We start from the raw sequence: 19,719 nt of genomic DNA on the forward strand, positions 1-19,719 counted from the left end.
AACCACAGGCTTTGTAAGGTTATGGTTAACCTGCGGCTTTAAAATAACACCCACATAACAGGACAGAAATAAACTCAGTTCAAATTTGAAACACAAATGTTAAGAACTTTGAGCTGGCTCGCACAAGCCAGCAACAAAATTACACTTTTGCGTTATTGTCAGCACCAGAAAGGTATCGTTCTTCAAAGATATCCGAAGGGACTGCGGGGGCAAAAAGGAAGCCTTGTCCGCTCTCCACGCCCGCCTCCGCAAGCCAGGCGCGTTGCGCTTCGGTTTCAATCCCCTCGGCAATAAGATGGAGGTTGAGGCTACGCGCCATCTGGATAATCGCCTGCACCATGCTGCTGTCGCCCGGCAGACCTTCGACAAACGCTTTGTCAATTTTGAGCACATCTACCGGAAGGGTTTTCATGTGCTGAAGCTGACGCAGCCCGGCGTATCCCATGCCAAAATCGTCCAGGGCAATACGAATACCGGCATTACGCAGCGGTTTCAGAATCGCGACCGCCTGATTAGGATCGTCGATGCGTCGGCTCTCCGTCACTTCCAGAGTTAACGTATCAGGTTTGATTCGGTAACGATGGATCAGCTCCAGCATCTCTGAAACCATGGTCGGGTGCATAAGCTGCATAGCAGACAAATTAACCGACAGCGGCAGCGTCACGCCGCGCTCCTGCCAGGCGGCCAGCTGACGGCAGGACTCTTCCAGCACCCAGTAGCCGACGGTAACCATCAGGCCGCAGGACTCAATGCGCTCAATCAGCCCTTCCGGCAGTTCCCATGAACCATCCGGCTGCTGCACGCGCAGCAGTGCCTCGGCGCTTTTCACTTCTCCCGTCAGCAAATTCATCTGCGGCTGTAGCCAGAGGGCAAACTGCCGGTTATCCAGCGCGGTCAGGATGTCGCTCTCTTCGGTCAGGCGCTGCTGCGCCTTTTCCATCTGCTCCGGTTCAAAGAACTGGATCTGATTTTTCCCTTTGCGCCGGGCGGTAAACGCCGCCGAGAACGCGCGACGATAAAGCTGCTCCGCCGTTAAATCACCATAGTACATGGCGATACCGATACTGGCGCTCGGACGAAGCTGGATACCCTGAATGGGCAACCGCTCATTAATGACAGTGAGTACTTGCTGACCTAAGGTGATCGCATGCCACGGTTCTTTTACGCCGTTGGCAATCACCACCAGATCGTAACCGCTGACCTGGGTCAGCACCATGCGCGGGGCAAGGACAGATTTGATCTTTTCCACCAGGGTGAGCAGCAGCATTTCGCGCTGGCTCTCCTGAAGCACGCCAGCCGTGTCCTGCAAGGTTTCACAGGCGATAACCATCAGCGCCGTGGTTTGCTGGCGGGCAACGGTCTGCTCCAGCATCGCCATCAGGAAGGCTTTATTGGGGAGCTCCGATACCGGAAAACGGGTGGCGCTGCTGTTTAATTCATCCTGCTGACGCTGGATGCGCTGCTGGTTGAGGTTGTAGCTGCGCACCAGCATACCTATCTCATCGTCATGATGCAGACGCGGCAGCTCAAGCTGATGTCCCATCTGATCCTGCGGCGCAAGCGTATTCAGCTCACGGGCGATACGGCGCAGCGGATGAACAATCAGCCGGTTAATGCACCAGGTGAGCGCCACGCTGAGAATAAGCGTCATAAGTAAGCAAGTGGTCACTAACGTAACCACCCAGCTCATGACGAATTTATACATGCGGTAGGAATCCGCCTGCAAAACCAGGTAGGCCAGCGGCTGCGGATTCGCAGGGCGTTCAAGCGAATAAACGGGAAGCGAAATTTGCACCGGTAGTTCAAACAGGCGCATCACCATCATCGGGACGGGACGCTCCGGGATAAAGCTCATCCGCAGCGCCTGAAACTGGTTGGGCAAAACGACATCGGCGCGGCTAACGACGCCGGCAGGCTGAATGCGTTTTAAAATGGTTTCCGCTTCGGGAATATCCCCTTTCAGGATAGAGGCAGAAAGCGGGCCACGCACCGAGCGGGCGATACTTTCTAACTGCGAAGCCGTGTTATAGCGATTCTGCTGTACGGAATGAAACAGCAAAATTACGCAGAAGAGCAGGACAAACAGCATAGTGACGGCAGAGACCATCGCCATCTGTTTGATTGTTAAGGAACGGCTGACACGCAAAATGACTCTCCACAAAACTCGAAGCGCAGGGCGCGCCAGGGTGTAAACCCGGCGCGCCTGAGTATACCCGATTGCCGCGCTATTAAGAGAGACTTACAAATGGATTAAGGAAAATCCGATTACCAGTCCGCGTAAGGGATGAGCGGCTGCGGCGGTAAGTCCATATCGCCCTGCCAGCCTGCGGCAGAGTAGCGCACATAGATCAGCGCATGGCTTGGGGTATAGTCTTTCGCCTCCTGAATATCCACGCCCATGCCTACAAACCAGTTGGACGTTACGCGGCGCTCGATAATGGCCCGCGCGGTATAACCCGTTCCTGATGAACTGCTGCCGGTTTCCATTGCGCCCCGGTCGGTATAGCGGTCTGGCTCATCGGTCGGGATCAGATTCTGAATCGGGTAGCGCAGTTCGTCTTTGGTTTTAGAGTGAGACCAGGAGACCGAGCCACCCAGCTCCCAGGACCAGTTCTCCGTGCGTTTACGCCAGGTCACCGGCAGTGCGAAGGAGACGTACTCCTGCGGACTGTAGTAACCGCCCTGACCCAGGGTATACCCGCTCAGGTCTTTGTCGTAGTGCCAGAGCATATTGGAGAAGCCGACCGTCAGGCGTTCATTGTTTTTATTAATGAGCTTGTAGTAGTAACCCGTCATCCAGCGGACGCGCCAGTTATCCTCAACATTTTTACCCGTCAGCGTTTCCGCATTCAGGCTCGACCAGATGCCGTTCGCTTCACCTTTGTCATAGCTCATGCTTACGCCGCCACCGGTGGCACGTACGCCGCCCCAGGTGGTGCCGGTGTTAGTATCTTTTTGCCCGGCAAAGGCCAGCAGAGAGCTGGAGATTGGGCGGCGATGGGCGTTTACGGTATAGCCGATGGGGCCCAGATCGCTGCTGTAGCTGATGCCGCCCACCACGTCGACAACATCAAAGCCCATCGGCGTGGTGCCAATATCCATCGCCCAGGTTTTATTCTGCCAGCCGACGGCAACGCTTGCGCCATTGTCGGACTGATGGGTATTGCCGCTACACGGTGTTTCGTAGCAGGTCCCCCATTTAGGATCGTAGGTCCCGTTATTGTTATCAAATGAACCAGCGTCCATGTTGACCAGATCGCTTCTGAAGAACATGCGCCCGTCAGAGAGCGGGGCATCCACCTGGAGCATGGTGGTGTGCGCTTTCAGGTCGGAATAGCCGCCCGTGCCGCTGGAGCCCCAGTAGTCGTGCTGCAGCGTGACGTTAACATCCTGCTGACGGTACAAGTCACCGGCATCACTGCGCACGCCGCGCTTCAGCCAGTCGTCTTTTTCATCATTACGCGTCAGACGGGTGAAACTGTCGTTATCCACCGGACGCGTCGTGGTGATGCCAGACGACACCATCGCGTCTTTGTAGGTTTCCAGCGCCTGCTGAGGCTGCCCGTTCTGCGCCTGGAAACGCGCGGCATCACGCAGCACCAGCGCGTTTTCCATGGAGCCGGGCTGCGATTTAGCCTGCGGAATAATTTTATTGAAGGTCTGTTCTGCGGCGGCGGAATCGCCCAGGCCCGCCTGCGCCATCGCGATGCGGCGCTGCATATTGAGCGACAGCGGCTGACCGTTTTGCGCGGCGGGCAGCTTCGCCAGCTCCGAGCGCGCGGCATCTTTGTTACCCTGAGCGCTATAAATCTCGGTCAGGCCGAGAATGGCGTCTTCGTTCTGCGGTTCACGCTGCAGAACGGCGTTGTACGTCGTTTTTGCCGAGTCCAGATCGCCACGCTGCTGCGCCCAGTCCGCCAGCGTCAGGTCGATGCGGGTGGAGGTTGGCTGCTGGCGCAAAAGGTTTTCCGCCTCCTGCTCTTTGCCGCTGTCGCGCAGACGGTTGGCGGTTTCCAGCACCTGGTTACTTTGCAGACGGTCGGCAAGCTCCTGAATATTGCCGTTCCACTGGCTTCGCGGCAGCGTATCCAGATGCGCCAGCGCGGCGCGGTCCTGATCGTTTCCGGAAAGATAGAGCCCGTTGGCATAAACCTGATCCGGGTCGGACGGTTTCTGGCTGGCAAGCTGACGCATCAGGGTATCCGCCTGGCTGCGCTGACCCGCGCTGTAGAGATCGCGCGAGAGACGATAGGTTATCCACACATCGCCGGGAGAGAGCGCCAGACGACGACGCTGAATCTCTGCCGCCTGAGCGTATTTCCCCTGATTTTCAAGCTGCTCGGCCTGGGCGGAGAGCTGTTCGTTGGTCAGGCTACGTTCAATATCATCTATGCTTCTGCGCTGGCTGGCGGAGAGAGACTGGATAAACTGCGAGGCCTTCTCCGGGGACTGCGCACGGTAAATATTGGCCAGACCGCGGACCGCATTGCTGTTGCCGCTGTCCATTCGCAGCGCCTGACGGTAATAACGCTCCGCCGCGTCGTTATCTTTACGCGCCGCGGCGGCGTCGCCCAGCCCCAGCACGGCATAGCTGTCGGTATTGTCGATACTGCGTGCCTGCTGATAGTAACGCTCCGCCTGCGCCGGGTTATTCGCCTTCAGCGCCGCATCGCCCTGCTGGATCAGCAGCCAGTAGCGGTTAACCTTCAGCAAACTGTCCCATTTACCCCGGTTATCGCTCTGGGGATCGAGGGCAATTGCCTTTTCAAACTGTGCCACCGCGCGGGCGCGGTCGCCTTTCTGGGAATAAGCCTGTCCCAGGGCACCCACCGCTTCACTGTCGGCATGGTTGGCGCTGACGGCTTTTTGCAGCTCCGCCACCGCCTTACTGCCCTGCCCGGCATCCACCGCCGCCAGCCCTTCCGCTTTCGCGCGGAATGCAGGGTCAGCGAGCTGTTTTTGCTGGGCTTCAAGCTGGGCACGCGCCGCCGCGACGCTATCACCGTCGCTGAATACGCTCAGGTATTTTTGCAGCGCGCTAACGCTCGCGCTGCTGGCAGGCTGGTCTTTGATTTGGTCATACCACATATCAGACGCCTGGCTGCGCCCGTTGGTGGATTTGGCCATCTCCTGCAATAGCGCAAAACCTTCGTCACGGCGTCCGCTCTGGAACAGAAGCTGGGACAGCGTCGCCTGCAGCTGGGTATTTCCGGGGCTGCTGCTGTTTATTTTCTTGAGCTGGTTAATGGCTGCATTCCGGCGAGCAGGATCTTTCGCCACCACGTTCCAGTATTCCGTCGCCACGTCGCCGCCCGGTGGGTTGCCGTCAAACAGCTTGTCATAGGCTGCAATCGCCTCCTGCGTGTGTCCCGTGGTGGCGAGCAATCGCGCCTGCTGGAGCTGCTGGCGGCCATCCGGAGTGGAAAGCAGCATCGTATTGCGTGATGACTGGTACGCGCTCGAGCCCGGCGCGATCCCTTTCAGACGGTCCAGCTCTTTTTGCGCGCCGGCGTTATCGCCCTGGCGCAGCAGGTAGCGAAAGCGTGCGGCAATAACGTCAGGGTTGTTCGGGTCAATCAGCTCAAGACGATAAAGCGACTGACGAACCAAATCCTCACGCTGTGTCGATTCGCCCAGCCGAACCTGTTCCAGCAGCTGTTTCTGCTGCGGAGAGTTGGCGGCCTCAGCCATCGGCATCAGTGCCAGGCCAAGCGATAAAGTGAGTAGATTTATTGTGAACTTGCGCATTCCTGGCCCCAATCCGGTATTAATTCACCTTTTGCGGTGAAGCGAAAACGATGCTGATCCCATCCTTGCCCAAAGAGAGTCAGCACGTAGCTGTAATAGGCATTATTATCGGGAAAATGGTCTGCAACGCGCTGGCGCTGAACCGCCTGGGCATCACGTTGTTGTAAAAACGGCAGCATGGCGGCAGAGAACCCGACCGGACCATTCCCGGTGCGTTTCCCCGTCGCCACATCCACTTTCTCCGGCGGCACACCCCGTTTCATTGTCTTGGCCGCCATCGGCTGGAACAGCGTCAGCAGCCGGGCTTTCTGAGGGTCTTTATCACTCATCATTCCCACCCAGAGATAAACGCGGATGGCGTCGTAGCCGCCCACCAGCGATTTATCCTGCTGCAACCGCCAGCCTTTGTTTTTCTGATACTGCACCCAGTCCGGCGAAAAACCTTTCGGCGCACTCTCCAGCAGCAGGCGCTGATTGGTTTCACGAAGCGTGGTCCACGGGGTACCAAAACGCGTGAAATAACTCGCTAGCTGCGGAGGAAGATAGCTGGGATTAAAGCGCCATACGTTCTCATCGGCAAAGCCGACTTTACCGGGAAGCAGCATTGCGCCGAGCCCCGGGACTTTCACCACTTCATCGCTGACAATGCGTTTCAGCAGCGCTTTACCCGTGCGGGTATAGTCCGGATGTTTCCACAGTCGACCCGCTTCGAGCAGTGACCAGGCGATCCAGACATCGGCGTCAGAGGCGGAGTTGGTATCAATCACCGCCCACGTCTCTTTATCTTTCTGACCCCATAGCCAGGCAGGCAGATGGTCGTTGAGATCGCCGCTGGCAAGATTATCGCGCGTCCACGTCAGCAGCTGGTCAAAAGATTTGCGATCGTTCGCCGCCAGGGCAAAGAACAGGGCGTAGCTTTGCCCTTCCGAGGTCGTAATTTTGCGCGTGTCGCTGGGATCAACGACACGCCCGCCCTCGCTGATGTAGTCCTTTTTAAACTGCTCCCATGCAGGCCAGGTACAGGCGGCGCGAAGAGGTAGCGCCGCCAGCATCACCGCTGCTAATGCACACCAGCGAAAGGCTTTCATCACATCTTACTCATCCGGGTTCAGACGACGACGGCTGATGATTCGCAGCAGACGCCACAGCACCCATGCCAGCAAGACCACGCTAACCGCAGCCAGGATGGCGAGCAGAACCGGATGGTTAGCCAGCGCATACCACAGGCGTTCGAACCATGGCAGATGGCCCACGTAGTACACATCCCCCACGCGCAGGCTATTGACGCCGGACTCACGGATCACCGACACGGAACCAAACATCGCGGCACGTTTACCGCTGTCGTTCATGGCCGTATTGAGCAGTTCATACCCGCGCGGGCTGTCCGCCAGAAGAGCCACCACGCTACGCTGTTCGTTGTAAGGTGACTGGAAGCCCACCACCGCGGCCATTGCCCCCTGAGACGTTACCGTCGTCTGCGCGCTGGCCTGACGATCGTTCACATCCGGCATAATGCTCGGGAACTCGGTCTGGCGCAGCGGCGTGTTAACCCAGGACTGAGCCGCTTTCACCAGCAGATCGATACGTTTGTCATCCTTCAGCTTGTCCGGAATGGTACCGATCACCATGATGTCAGCGTCTTTGTTCTGAATCTGGCTGCCATCGTCCGTCAACGTAACGTTAATCGCCGGTAATCCCGTCTGTCCTCCAACGGTCGCCATGGTATCCAGCAGGGTCGTTACTTGCCCTTCAGTTGGCGTTTTTGGCATCACTACGATGGACTCAGAAAGATCGGCCATGCGGCTGAACGGGAAGCCCGCGTTAGCAAAGGCGCGCAGATCCGGCATCGCCAGGAAGTGATAGTACTTCGAGAAGTCGATGGTCGACTCATCGCCAATCACAACGTGGTTCTGTACGGGCTGGAAGGTGATGCAGTTTTCCGCAGAACCGCCAGGCATTGGGTTCATGTACTGGAAGTCAAAGCGCAGCTGGTTTATCGCGCCAAGCTTCAGTGCCGGAATAGAGACATCCGTTTTGCCATCCAGAAGACCCTGCAGCACCGGCAGGCGAAGCATCAGGCGGTTAGTATCCTGCGTGCTTTGCAGGCTGAAGGATTGCAGGAACTGGTTGTTCAGGCTGATATCCATGCGCGAGCTGTCTTTGGTAGCCGGCGCGGTATAGCGGTAGTTCAGATTGATATCAATGCCGTTGGTACGCAGCAGGTACAGATCCGGCGGCAGATTCAGCGACAGGCTAATCGGCGCTGGCTCAAGCCCCGTCGCCTGCAGCTGTTCTTCATAGGTTTTCAGCTCACCGAAAGTCACCGCACGGTCGGTACGCACCCAGTTTGGCGCATCATAAGGTTTACGCGCCAGCAGCGGTTTGACCTCATCCACCACCACGCTGTTGCCGCGGAAAAGGACGTTACCCTGAGCAATGGCTTTTGCTGCCTGCACCAGGTCTTTATCATCACGACCAAAGACCACCAGCAGCTTCACGTACGGGTTTTCCGGGTGGCTTATCATCTCAACGGTCGGCGCTTTGACGTCCGGATGATCGCGCAGGAAGGCCGGGCGTTTCGCGTTGGTCGCAAACACAATGGCATTTCTGTCCGGCAGTTTGTCATACATCGCCGGGAAGCTCTGTCCACGCCAGCCCGCGCGTGAACCAAACCAGGACGCCACAATGGTGGCCGCCAGCTGTTCGGTTACGTCCGGGGACGAGGCAAACACCATCGGCAGCGTGAGCGGACGGTTATCACGCGGATCAAAGAACGGAACCGGGAATGCGGAGAGATCGTTTTTCAGCGCCAGCGACTGGTAGGTCATCTGCAGCGAGGAGTTACGTCCGACGTCCATCCACAGCGTGTTGCTGGCCGGGTTTTCGCAGACATCGCGGTAGTGACCGACAAACTCCAGGCGAATACGGTTAAAATCGGTGATGAACAGCGGGTTGATCGGCACCTGAGCCTGAGTTTTCTTGCCTAGCTGTTCTTTCGTGACCGGCAGTACGTCCATCAGCTCGTCATTCAGGTAGACCTTCAGCTGAGACTGCGTTGGCAACAGAGACGGCGACGGGGTGTATTCAAGGTTCAGCACCGCATTAGAGACGACCTCATCGCTGCGCATGCCAAACTCAATGCCGCCGTTAGGGTTGATGCCGCGCAGCACCATGCTGCCCGGAGGCGGAGCAATTTGCGCGAAGGTCAGCTTCACGTCGCGCGACGGCGCATTGTCCGCAACGACGGGCGCATTCGCCCCCCGGACGCCCGGCATCACCTGCCCGATGACCTGGCCGTCTGCCGGCAATGTGTTCCCCTCCGTCGGCTGGTTCGGCGTGATATTTTCTGTTTGGCCAGGTGCCGCGGTGACAACCGGATCGGTTGCTTGCGCGACGACAGGTACCGTTGGCGCAGGCGTTGCCGCTGCGTTACCCGGGGCTGCGTTAGCCATTGTTGCGGGGATCGCATTCATCCCCATTGCCACTGCACATAACCAGGAAAGTTTTGTTTTCATCGCGTTATCATCATTGTTGAGCCATAACCGGGTCCGCCTGCTTCGCCTCATCCCGCTCAGGACGACGAGGAATGAACGACACGACCCAGGAAACCAGCGAAGTAAGTGACCGGAAAATTAATTTCACCGACGACGGGGCAAATTCTGCAAGGTGACGATAGCCACGGAACCCCAGCTTCAGAATATCCAGCAGGCTTTCCAGAGGTTTATCTTCCGGGAAGCTGTCCTGCCAGAGAGCCCACGTATCCGCGCGGGCAAACGTACACTGCACAAAATCGATATGTTGCTTTTTGGTCAACGGCATCAGCTGCAGACCGACTTCATTGCCCGCCACGCGAACAACCTGCGTCGGGAAGACATACTCCTGCTGACCGCGCTTAAGCAGCAGGTTAACTTTTTGCCCTTCAAGCACCTTCGCCTGGCCGTTGATTTTGATCCCCAAACCGCCGTCAGAGAAGTCATGCACGGTACAGGAGAAGAGGTGGCCATCTTCACGGGCAATCGCCGCAGGCATGCAGATTTCAACACGATGCGCACGACGAACCTGTTTGCTTTCCACCGACACCGCCACCGCGCCGCCGAGGATAATCAGGTTGTAGAAAACCCATGCCATACTGACGAAGACGGTCAGGATTTCGTTTTCCGGGCCGTAGAAGTAACGCCAGATACCCGCAATGACGCCCACGATATTCAGCAGCACCAGGAAGATATACGGCCGGGAGATCACCCAGTCGACGTACTCCTCCTCCACCAGCCCGCCCTTCGCGGTGACGTTGAATTTACCTTTGTGCGGATTAATCAGCGCCACCATCGTCGGCGGCGCGATGTACCAGGCCAGCACCGTTTCGTAGATTTCACTCCAGAAGGAGTGGCGGTATTTACCCTGTATCTTCGAGTTCGTCAGGCTCGCGTGGATCATGTGCGGCAGAACAAACAGCGCAATCATCAGCGCGGGAGCGTAGATGATATAAGCGTGAAGAAGCAGGAACGCCAGCGGCGCGGTCAGGAAGATTAGCCGCGGAATGCCGGACAAAAAGTGGAACATGGCGTTGACGTAGCAAAGACGCTGCGCCAGCTTGAGTCCTTTCCCGATCAGAGGGTTATCGAGACGGAAAATCTGCACCATCCCGCGCGCCCAGCGAATACGCTGACCAATGTGCGCCGACAGTGACTCCGTTGCCAGACCGGCTGCCTGAGGAATACGCATATAGGCAGAGGTATAGCCACGACGGTGCAGGCGCAGAGAGGTGTGCGCATCTTCAGTCACCGTTTCGACGGCGATACCGCCAATTTCATCCAGCGGTTTACGGCGGATAACCGCACAAGAGCCGCAGAAGAAGGTGGCGTCCCACATGTCATTCCCGTCCTGCACCAGGCCATAGAACAGGGTGCCTTCGTTCGGGGTCTTACGGAAGCGGCCAAGGTTACGTTCAAACGGGTCCGGAGAGAAGAAGTGGTGCGGCGTCTGCATCATCGCCAGCTCTTTCTCCTTCAGGAACCAGCCCATGGTCATCTGCAGGAAAGAGCGCGTCGGCACGTGGTCACAGTCAAAGATCGAGACAAACTCCCCGGAGGCATACTTCAACGCGTTGTTGATGTTACCCGCCTTAGCGTGTTCGTGAGTCGGACGGGCGATGTATTCGACGCCGACCTCCTCTGCGAACTGGCGGAACGCCGGACGGTTGCCGTCATCCAGGATCCAGACCTTGAGCTTATCTTTCGGCCAGTCGATGCCCAGCGCAGCATAAATCGTGTTTTTCACCACGCTCAGGTCTTCGTTGTAGGTCGGCACGAAGAGATCGACAGTTGGCCACTGGGTCGTGTCCTTTGGCAGCGGAACCGGCTGGCGGTTGAGCGGCCAAATCACCTGGAAATAGCCCAGCACCAGCACGATCCAGGCGTAGGTTTCTGCAAACAGCAGCACCAGACCGCATACCAGACTGACCGGGTCGTCCCAGTTCAGGGTTGAGGTATAACGCCACCAGATGTAGCGACAGGAGACGGTCAACGATAACACGATCAGCATCAGCGCCGAGAAGCGCCCCGGAATACGGCGGACCAGCAGCGCCACGCCCCACAGCAGGATCAGGAAGGTGAACTGCGCCAGAGGGTTGAAAGGTTGCGTAATACAGACCAGCGCCAGAATGAGCGAGAACACGACGATCACGCCGAGGATAAAACGCCGCAGGCCCGGATGGAGATGTCCGAGCTCTTTATGGTTATCCAGATGGCTGGTCTTATCGCTGAAGCTGTTGGGCAGTCTGTCCAGCCACTGGTGGTAGCGCTCACGTAACTGCTGCACGCGGGAGAAGCTGCGCCAGTACGGCGTTATTTTCTCTGAGCGGGATGATGTGACCACCAGCCAGATGGCCTGAATGAGATAACGCGCCGGATCCAAAGGACGCGGCCGGTTGGGATTAATGTGCGGATATAGCTCACTGTGGCGGGCACGTATGCGCTGCCAGCGCGGGTGTTCGAGTGGAATAAACATCCAGGCCAGAATCATCCAGAAACAGCCGAGCGCGGCGCTAAATGCCGACGCACCGTGACGGCGAAAATGCCGGTAATGTTCACTCAAACGCGAACTGACCGGCGGGATGAGTAACCAGCTGGCGAGACGACTCATACATCACTCCCTGCATGCTCCGCCCGGTTGGCGAAGTTCAGCAGACACCAGTTAGCCAGCGTCAGAATCTCTTCTGCCGCCAGTGAATCGCTGCGGTATTCGCCGAGCGGTTGCTTAGACGCAAGACATTCCGCCATTCCCTCATCACGATGAATGACAATAGGAAGCAAACGGCGCTGGCTTTGCAGCCATACCTGATAGAGATCGTCCTGGATCTGGCTGCCAATACGCAAATCGTTAATCAGAATATGAGCCTTCTGAGGTAGCCCCTGCTGGTGCAGGCGGATATGGCAGTTCGCATCAACGTTAACGATCGAGAGGATGTGATCGCACTGCGCGATAAGCTGTCTGGTCAGCGTACCGGCGCCGTGGGGCAGATCCAGCAGGATCCATTTGTAGTGCCCCTTTTCTTTCAGGGCCTGCAGCGCCAGCGTGAACTGCGAAAAGAGGCGCTGATACGCGGCTTCATTTTCGCGTTCCGTGGTGGTCAGTTGACCAAACGGCAGCAGATCGAGCTGGGAGGTATAGCGCATCCCCGCATCCTGCCAGTCTTTATCATCAAGCAGCGCGCGTGCCCAGCCCTCTTCACGAGTAAAGTCAACGTTAAACGACATACGCAACAAATTATCGGCGCAGGCGTCAATAACCAGCACCGATTCACCTAAAAGCTGTAATGACCACGCCAGCGCCGCGGTAACTGATGTGGTACCCACACCGCCACGGACACCCTGTAATCCGAGTATGGCCATCAATGGCTCCCTTATTGTTGATGGGCGAATTCAGCTAATAACGGCCAGCGTTTAATAGCCGCGGCCAACTGTTCCCGCTGGGAAATATCGGTGTAATCTATTTCAGGTAAAGAAAAGGCCTGCGTCAGCGCCAGAAAATCGTTTTGGAATGTGTAACCCAGAGTCGAGTCGACTGGGGTTCCAGGTTCGTTATTATCCATTCTTTTTCCATCCCTTTAAGGAAAATCGCACGCTAAAGAAGTTGCGGGGCTTCCTGCCCTGACAAATTTCATTTACATGCTAAATCTGATGTTCTTTAATTTCAATGTTAGGTTTATTTCTACGCTTTCGCTAGTAAACTGAGATACAGATAAATTAGACGAAAAGAGGGACACCGTGGACTCCATATTTTCTATTGGCATCCAGTCATTATGGGACGAATTGAGCCACATGCCAGTCGGAGGAGTCTGGTGGATTAATACGGACCGAAATGAAGATGCTATCAGCCTGGTTAACCAGACAATTGCTGCCCAGGATAAGGATTCCCGCGTGGCCGTCATTAGCATGGGCGAAGACCCGAAGAAAATTATCACGCTGGAAAACAATCGCGGGCCTCAGACGGTGCGATTATTTTCCATGACATCGGAAGCCGATAGTCTATACTTTTTGTCCCGCGACGTTCAGTGCTCTATTGATCCGGATCACCATTTGGTGATTCTTAAATGTGCAAATAACGTCCTGCAAAATATCCCTGCTGAAAAACTGTTGCCGTGGCTTGAAAAAATCAATAAATGGGCAAAATTTCAAAATTGCACGCTATTGATAGTCAATCCTGGCAGTAATAATGACAAGCTGTTCTCACTTTTAATGGGCGAATATCGCTCCCTGTTCGGTCTGGCAAGCGTTCGCGATCAGGTGGGTAGCTATCTCTACGATATTGCATTCTGGTGTAATGAAAAGGGCGTGAGTGCCAGGCAACAACTTACCCTGAAACATATTGAGGGCGAGTGGCACCTTGCACAGCAGGAAGAAACCGTGGTCCAACCGCGAAGTGATGAAAAACGCATTCTGAGCCATATCGCGGTATTAGAGGGGGCACCCGCCCTGTCGGAAAACTGGACACTTTTTGAGTCTAACGAAGCCCTTTTCCATGAAGCCCGCACAACCCAGGCGGCGACCCTTATTTTCTCGCTGATGCAGAATAACCAGATTGAGACGCTGGCACGGCAAATCCACACCCTGCGCCGCCAGCGCGGAAGCGCGTTAAAAATCATCGTGCGCGAAAACAATACCAGCCTGCGCGCCACCGATGAGCGCCTGCTTCTGGGCTGCGGCGCCAATATGGTTATCCCATGGAATGCGCCGCTGTCACGCTGCCTGACGCTTATCGAAAGCGTTCAGGGCCAGCAGTTTAGCCGCCATGTACCGGAAGATATTTCCACGCTGCTCTCCATGACGCAGCCGATGAAGCTGCGTGGGTACCAAAAATGGGATACCTTCTGCGACGCCGTCGGCAACATGATGAACAACACTCTTCTTCCTGCTGACGGAAAAGGAGTCATGGTTGCCCTGCGTCCTGTACCGGGTATTCGCGTTGAACAGGCTCTCACCCTATGTCGCCCGAACCGTACAGGGGACATCATGACCATTGGCGATAATCGCCTGGTGCTATTTTTGTCCTTCTGCCGGGTTAACGATCTCGATACGGCGCTTAACCATATCTTCCCCCTGCCTACCGGGGATATTTTCTCGAACCGTATGATTTGGTTCGAAGATAATACGATTAGCGCGGAGCTGGTGCAGATGCGTGCGCTCCAGCCCGAACAATGGGCTAAACCGCTCGCTATCACGAGCGATGCGAAACCGATCCTCAATGCCAGACATGATGGACACGTCTGGCGTCGGGTTCCGGAACCCCTTCGCTTATTAACAGACAACGCGGAGAACGCATCATCATGAATATCAGCGATATTATTCAACTGGTTATATTCTGTGCGCTGATCTTTTTCCCGCTTGGCTACTATGCGCGCCATTCCATACGCCGTATCCGTGATACGGCCAGAGTGCTGTTTATAAAACCTCGCTATGTAAAACCAGCCGGAACACTGACACGGGCATCACACGTCAAGGCAGACCGAAAACATGACTAATTCTACCTATACCGCTTCGTCACCCTCGCCGCTCTGGCAATACTGGCGCGGCCTTTCCGGCTGGAACTTCTACTTTCTGGTGAAGTTTGGTCTGCTGTGGGCAGGCTATCTGAATTTCCATCCCCTTCTCAACCTGGTGTTTATGGCCTTCCTGCTGATGCCGCTGCCGAATATCAGGCTGCATCGATTACGTCACTGGGTCGCCATTCCTGTAGGCTTTGCGCTGTTCTGGCATGATACCTGGCTACCGGGGCCGGATAGCATTATGAGCCAGGGTTCGCAGGTGGCGGGCTTTAGCGCCAGCTATATCCTCGATCTGACCGAGCGCTTTATTAACTGGCAGATGATTGGTGCGGTATTTGTGCTGCTGGTTGCCTGGCTGTTCCTGTCACAGTGGATCCGCGTCACGGTGTTTGTCGTCGCGATTATGATCTGGCTTAACGTGCTGACGCTGGCTGGGCCAAACTTTTCTCTGTGGCCTGCCGGTCAACCAACCACCACGGTGACTACCACTGGGGGAAGCGCAGCGGCAACCGTCACAACGGCAGGCGATACGCCTGTCGTGGGCGATATCCCAACCCAGACCGCACCGCCGACTTCTACAAACCTGAACGCCTGGCTCTCCAGTTTCTATACCGCGGAAGATAAGCGACAGACTAAATTCCCGGATGCGCTTCCGGCGGATGCTCAGCCGTTTGAACTGCTGGTGATCAACATCTGCTCTCTCTCCTGGGCCGACGTGGACGCCGCCGGTTTGATGTCTCATCCGCTGTGGTCACACTTCGATATTCAGTTTAAAGATTTCAACTCTGCCACCTCGTACAGCGGCCCGGCAGCAATCCGCCTGCTGCGTGCAAGCTGCGGTCAGACATCCCATAAAAACCTGTATCAACCCGCCGGCAACCAGTGTTATCTGTTCGATAACCTCGCAAAACTGGGCTTTACGCAGCATCTGATGCTGGGGCATAACGGCCAGTTCGGTAACTTCCTGAAAGAAGTACGCGAACAGGGTGGCATGCAGGCACCGCTGATGGATCAAACCGGCCTTCCTGTCTCTCTTCTGGGCTTCGACGGCTCGCCCGTCTATGACGATACCGCCGTCCTGCAGCGCTGGCTGCAGACCGTCGAAAAAGACAGTAATCCACGCAGCGCGACGTTCTTTAACACCCTGCCGCTCCACGACGGTAACCATTTCCCGGGCGTGAGCAAAACGGCTGATTATAAAGTGCGTGCGCAGAAGTTCTTTGACGAGCTGGATGCGTTCTTCACGGAACTGGAAAAGTCAGGCCGTAAAGTGATGGTGGTAGTGGTACCTGAGCACGGCGGCGCGCTGAAAGGCGACAGAATGCAGGTTTCAGGTCTGCGTGATATCCCAAGCCCGTCGATTACCAACGTGCCTGCTGGCATTAAATTCTTTGGTATGAAAGCACCTCATCAGGGCGCCCCGATTGAAATCACCCAGCCGTCCAGCTATCTGGCGATTTCAGAACTGGTTGCCCGTGCCGTTGACGGGAAGCTGTTTGTGGAAGATAGCGTGAACTGGGATCAGCTCACCAGCAACCTGCCGCAAACGGCAGAAGTCTCAGAGAACGCTAACGCGGTTGTCATTCAGTATCAGAACAAACCGTACGTTCGCCTGAACGGCGGAGATTGGGTACCGTATCCGCAGTAACTGATCTACGCCTCACCCTCTCCCCGTTGGGGAGAGGGGATAGTCAGTGCGTTATTATTGCGCTGAAATCCACACCAGCATTTTCAGACTTGCCGAATAGTAGTCGTCTTTAGCGGTGATTTCGGGTTCGCCGGAAGACTGCCCCATCGTTAAATCGCGTACAGCCAACAGGCCGCCTTCCATCATATAGGGCGCATATTCGTTGGTCGTGACGTTAACCCAGGCGGGCGTTTGTTCCCGGGGGAACTGACCGAACCAGGCCTTCCACGGCGTCAGCAGCGGACTTTGCTTATCAGACCAGGCGACATACAGCGGAATACGAATCGCGTCATAGCTCATTCGTGGTGGCCAGCCTTTAGCAGGGGTCAGCTTGCCACCTGATGCCAGTGAAACCCAGTCAGTGGGCAGATTCGCTTTACCCGAGCCCATTTTCCCCAGCAGGCGTTTACCATCCTTAATCAAATCACGCCAGACCGGCAAATGACTGCGTCCGGCGAAGGCCTGCCAGGCCGGAAACACAAAATAGGAAGGATTAAGGACCACTTCACCGTCAAGCTTAAATCCCTGGACGCCGGGCAGCATCACGCGGTAACCCGCATAGCGGATCACGCTATGGGCAACCAGCGCTTTTGTAATGGCATCCGATGCGGCGCTGTAGCGTTTGTCATGCCAGCGGGCGTCGGCTTTAAGCAGCGCCCAGGCAATCAGCACGTCACCATCGGCGGCGTTGTTTTTGTCCGCGACCGGGTTGGACTCTGCGGGGTTATAGCGCCAGTAAAAGAGACCATTCTCTTTGTTCTTCAGCTGGCTTTCCGTCCATTGCCAGAGCTTATCGAACGTGGCTTTATCGTCGTTGGCAACTGCCATCAGCATGGCAAAGCCCTGACCTTCCGTATGCGACACGCCACCATTGCCGGTATCGACAATGCGGCCTTCCGGTTTGAAAAAGCGGGCCTTGTAACTCTCCCAGGCCTGATCCGCCAGGGAGAGAGGCGAGAACAGCACACTCATCATGACGGCCAGCGTCGCGCAGACGGGTTTTCGCATAATTAACTCGATCCGGTTATTCGGCACTTCGCAGGGAAATCTCACCGCCCACCCAGGGTTTAATCGCGCCATCCTGTTCCAGGAGCAGCGCGCCCTGTGCGTCAATACCGCGGGAAGTTCCGTAGATCTCTTTATCACCAATCAGCAATTTCACCGGGCGATTGATGAAGTTATCCAGCTTTTCCCAACGAGACAGGAACGGCGCCAGCCCTTCCTGCTCAAAAAGCGTGAGTGAGCTACGCAACTCTTTAATCATACGCACGGCAAGGGTATTACGATCGATGACAATCCCCGCCTCCTGGAGGTTAGTCCAGGCCTGATTCACCACATCACTTTGTACATTGCGCATCACCATATTGAGGCCTGCGCCAATGACGATTTGCGCCGCATCGCCCGTTTTCCCCGTCAGTTCGACCAGAATGCCGGCAAGTTTACGATCGTTGAGGTACAGGTCATTAGGCCATTTAACACGTACTTTATCCGCACCCAGATCGTGCAGCACTTCCGCCATGACGATGCCGATGACCAGACTCAAGCCAATGGCAGCGGCCGGGCCCTGATCGAGTCGCCAGTACATGGACAGATAGAGGTTGGCACCAAAGGGGGAAAACCACTTGCGACCGCGACGACCGCGACCGGCCTGTTGGTATTCAGCAACGCAGGCATCTCCGGATTTCAGCTCAGGCAGCCGATCCAGAAGATACTGGTTCGTCGAGTCAATCACCGGCAGCACAGCAACATTGCCGTGTCCAATCTGGCTGCGGATCGCGTCTTCATTCAGCAATTGAATCGGCTCCGGCAGGCTGTAACCTTTTCCGGGAACCGTGAACACATCAACACCCCAGTCGCGAAGCGTCTGGATATGTTTATTGATAGCAGCACGGCTCATGCCAAGCTGTTCACCCAGCTGCTCGCCAGAATGAAACTCACCGTCAGCAAGGATGCTAATCAGGGTTAAGGGGATAGTATTGTCCTTCACGCGATAGTCTCCACGGCATTGACTTCACCTGTGCGGCCAATGAAGCGAACTTCTGGCTCCAGCCAGACGTTGAATTTTTCGCCCACACGCTGACGAACATAATGAGCCAGCTGTACAACATCATCGCTGGTCGCATCGCGTTGGTTAATCAGCACCAGAGCCTGATGTTGGTGAACGGCGGCACCGCCTACTGAAGTACCTTTTAGCTGGCATTGATCGATAAGCCACCCCGCGGCCAGCTTCACGCTGCCATCCGCCTGAGGGTAATGTGGCGCAGCTGGCCATCCTTCAAGAAGAATTTTTGCATTTTCGCTGCTGATAACCGGGTTTTTGAAGAAACTGCCAGCGTTTCCGTTAACTTTAGGATCGGGAAGCTTGGTCATCCGCATATGGCAAACTGAGTCAAAAACGTCGCGTGCGGTAACGGTAGCCGGATCGAGACGCGTTAAATCTCCGTAGGTCAATACGGGCTGCCAGTTCTTCGACAGGCGCAGCCCCACGGCGACAATCACGTAGCGATCCTGATATTCATGTTTGAAGATACTGTCACGATAGCCAAATCGGCACTGTTCTGCCGTTAAACGCTTAGCCGTTCCGGTCGCCAGTTCGATGCAGTCAACATATTCGCAGACATGTTTCAGTTCGATGCCGTAGGCGCCGATGTTTTGAATAGGTGACGATCCGGCGCAGCCTGGAATAAGCGCAAGGTTTTCCAGGCCCGGCATCCCTTTTTCGAGGGTAAATTGCACCAGCTGATGCCAGTTTTCTCCGGCCCCCACGTGCAGGTGCCAGCTATCGGCACTCTCTGCAACATCAATTCCCATGATGCGGTTAACGATCACCGTTCCCGCAAAATCGTCGAGAAACAGGACATTACTTCCTTCGCCCAGAATCAGTACGGGTTCGTTATTTTCTGTTGCGCTTTGCCATGCATCCAGCAGCTGATGTGCGGTATCGGCACGTACAATTTGATTAGCATTGCGTTGAATGCCAAAGGTATTCCAGGGCTTAAGGGAGTGGTTCATAAACGCTATCCTGATGCAAAAACGCAGGTAGTTTACCGTATAAGCAGGGCGTTGGGGGATTAGTTTGTGCAGCGCATAAACGCAAAAAGGCCATCCTTTCGGATGGCCTCTTCACTTGTTTGATGCCTGGCAGTTCCCTACTCTCACATGGGGAGACCCCACACTACCATCGGCGCTACGGCGTTTCACTTCTGAGTTCGGCATGGGGTCAGGTGGGACCACCGCGCTA

The 19,719-nt window shown here is 55.9% G+C and carries 13 protein-coding genes and 1 rRNA gene; 3 read left to right on the plus strand and 11 right to left on the minus strand.

Features of this window, described 5'->3' with window-relative positions; all coding sequences use genetic code 11:
* Positions 1-139: 139 nt before the first annotated feature.
* The 7 genes from hmsP to bcsR all read right to left on the minus strand — a co-directional run bounded on the left by hmsP (position 140) and on the right by bcsR (position 12,838).
* A complete protein-coding gene (hmsP, locus tag USH94_RS16925) occupies positions 140-2,146 on the minus strand; it encodes a biofilm formation regulator HmsP (protein ID WP_111963701.1) in 2,007 nt (668 codons plus the stop codon).
* 119 nt (positions 2,147-2,265) lie between these two features.
* On the minus strand, positions 2,266-5,748 hold the full coding sequence (bcsC, locus tag USH94_RS16930; protein ID WP_111963700.1) for a cellulose synthase complex outer membrane protein BcsC: 3,483 nt from the start codon (positions 5,746-5,748) through the stop codon (positions 2,266-2,268).
* Entirely contained in the window at positions 5,730-6,836 is a 1,107-nt protein-coding gene (bcsZ, locus tag USH94_RS16935) for a cellulose synthase complex periplasmic endoglucanase BcsZ (protein WP_111963699.1), read from the minus strand. Before bcsZ ends, bcsC begins: the two co-directional genes overlap by 19 nt.
* A 6-nt stretch (positions 6,837-6,842) precedes the next feature.
* Positions 6,843-9,263, minus strand: coding sequence for a cellulose biosynthesis cyclic di-GMP-binding regulatory protein BcsB (bcsB, locus tag USH94_RS16940; protein WP_111963698.1), 2,421 nt, complete (start codon positions 9,261-9,263; stop codon positions 6,843-6,845).
* Positions 9,264-9,273: 10 nt separating this feature from the next.
* Positions 9,274-11,889 carry a UDP-forming cellulose synthase catalytic subunit gene (gene bcsA, locus USH94_RS16945; protein ID WP_111963697.1) on the minus strand — a complete coding sequence of 872 codons (2,616 nt, stop codon included), beginning with the start codon at positions 11,887-11,889 and terminating at the stop codon, positions 9,274-9,276.
* Entirely contained in the window at positions 11,886-12,638 is a 753-nt protein-coding gene (gene bcsQ / locus USH94_RS16950; RefSeq protein ID WP_111963696.1) for a cellulose biosynthesis protein BcsQ, read from the minus strand. The genes bcsA and bcsQ overlap by 4 nt, the downstream gene beginning before the upstream one ends.
* An 11-nt stretch (positions 12,639-12,649) precedes the next feature.
* On the minus strand, positions 12,650-12,838 hold the full coding sequence (gene bcsR, locus USH94_RS16955; protein ID WP_008503237.1) for a cellulose biosynthesis protein BcsR: 189 nt from the start codon (positions 12,836-12,838) through the stop codon (positions 12,650-12,652).
* A gap of 175 nt (positions 12,839-13,013) precedes the next feature.
* Between bcsR and bcsE the strand changes: the two genes are divergently transcribed.
* The 3 genes from bcsE to bcsG are packed head-to-tail and all read left to right on the plus strand — an operon-like array spanning position 13,014 to position 16,439.
* A complete protein-coding gene (gene bcsE / locus USH94_RS16960) occupies positions 13,014-14,576 on the plus strand; it encodes a cellulose biosynthesis c-di-GMP-binding protein BcsE (protein ID WP_111963695.1) in 1,563 nt (520 codons plus the stop codon).
* Positions 14,570-14,767 carry a cellulose biosynthesis protein BcsF gene (gene bcsF / locus USH94_RS16965; RefSeq protein ID WP_024908822.1) on the plus strand — a complete coding sequence of 66 codons (198 nt, stop codon included), beginning with the start codon at positions 14,570-14,572 and terminating at the stop codon, positions 14,765-14,767. Before bcsE ends, bcsF begins: the two co-directional genes overlap by 7 nt.
* On the plus strand, positions 14,760-16,439 hold the full coding sequence (gene bcsG / locus USH94_RS16970; RefSeq protein ID WP_111963694.1) for a cellulose biosynthesis protein BcsG: 1,680 nt from the start codon (positions 14,760-14,762) through the stop codon (positions 16,437-16,439). Before bcsF ends, bcsG begins: the two co-directional genes overlap by 8 nt.
* Positions 16,440-16,493: 54 nt before the next feature.
* Here the strand turns inward: bcsG and USH94_RS16975 are convergent, their stop codons facing one another.
* From USH94_RS16975 to rrf, 4 genes are all read right to left on the minus strand, one after another.
* Positions 16,494-17,486 (minus strand): glycosyl hydrolase family 8, encoded by a 993-nt coding sequence (locus USH94_RS16975; RefSeq protein WP_111963693.1) that lies wholly within the window; start codon positions 17,484-17,486, stop codon positions 16,494-16,496.
* Between the two features lie 16 nt (positions 17,487-17,502).
* Complete coding sequence (birA, locus tag USH94_RS16980; RefSeq protein ID WP_111963692.1) at positions 17,503-18,465, minus strand: bifunctional biotin--[acetyl-CoA-carboxylase] ligase/biotin operon repressor BirA; 963 nt, start codon at positions 18,463-18,465, stop codon at positions 17,503-17,505.
* Entirely contained in the window at positions 18,462-19,490 is a 1,029-nt protein-coding gene (gene murB / locus USH94_RS16985) for a UDP-N-acetylmuramate dehydrogenase (protein ID WP_111963691.1), read from the minus strand. The genes birA and murB overlap by 4 nt, the downstream gene beginning before the upstream one ends.
* A gap of 124 nt (positions 19,491-19,614) precedes the next feature.
* Positions 19,615-19,719, minus strand: a 5S ribosomal RNA gene (rrf, locus tag USH94_RS16990); the annotation flags it as partial.

This window comes from Enterobacter sp. 148H3 (assembly GCF_034107425.1).
Classification (GTDB): domain Bacteria; phylum Pseudomonadota; class Gammaproteobacteria; order Enterobacterales; family Enterobacteriaceae; genus Enterobacter; species Enterobacter vonholyi.

What these genes read in the sequence shown, in the direction of transcription:
- bcsC (WP_111963700.1), bottom strand. Translation starts at nt 5,748, where the DNA reads ATGCGCAAGTTCACAATAAATCTACTCACTTTATCGCTTGGCCTGGCA.
- bcsZ (WP_111963699.1), bottom strand. Translation starts at nt 6,836, where the DNA reads ATGAAAGCCTTTCGCTGGTGTGCATTAGCAGCGGTGATGCTGGCGGCG.
- bcsB (WP_111963698.1), bottom strand. Translation starts at nt 9,263, where the DNA reads ATGAAAACAAAACTTTCCTGGTTATGTGCAGTGGCAATGGGGATGAAT.
- bcsA (WP_111963697.1), bottom strand. Translation starts at nt 11,889, where the DNA reads ATGAGTCGTCTCGCCAGCTGGTTACTCATCCCGCCGGTCAGTTCGCGT.
- bcsQ (WP_111963696.1), bottom strand. Translation starts at nt 12,638, where the DNA reads ATGGCCATACTCGGATTACAGGGTGTCCGTGGCGGTGTGGGTACCACA.
- bcsR (WP_008503237.1), bottom strand. Translation starts at nt 12,838, where the DNA reads ATGGATAATAACGAACCTGGAACCCCAGTCGACTCGACTCTGGGTTAC.
- bcsG (WP_111963694.1), top strand. Translation starts at nt 14,760, where the DNA reads ATGACTAATTCTACCTATACCGCTTCGTCACCCTCGCCGCTCTGGCAA.
- USH94_RS16975 (WP_111963693.1), bottom strand. Translation starts at nt 17,486, where the DNA reads ATGCGAAAACCCGTCTGCGCGACGCTGGCCGTCATGATGAGTGTGCTG.
- murB (WP_111963691.1), bottom strand. Translation starts at nt 19,490, where the DNA reads ATGAACCACTCCCTTAAGCCCTGGAATACCTTTGGCATTCAACGCAAT.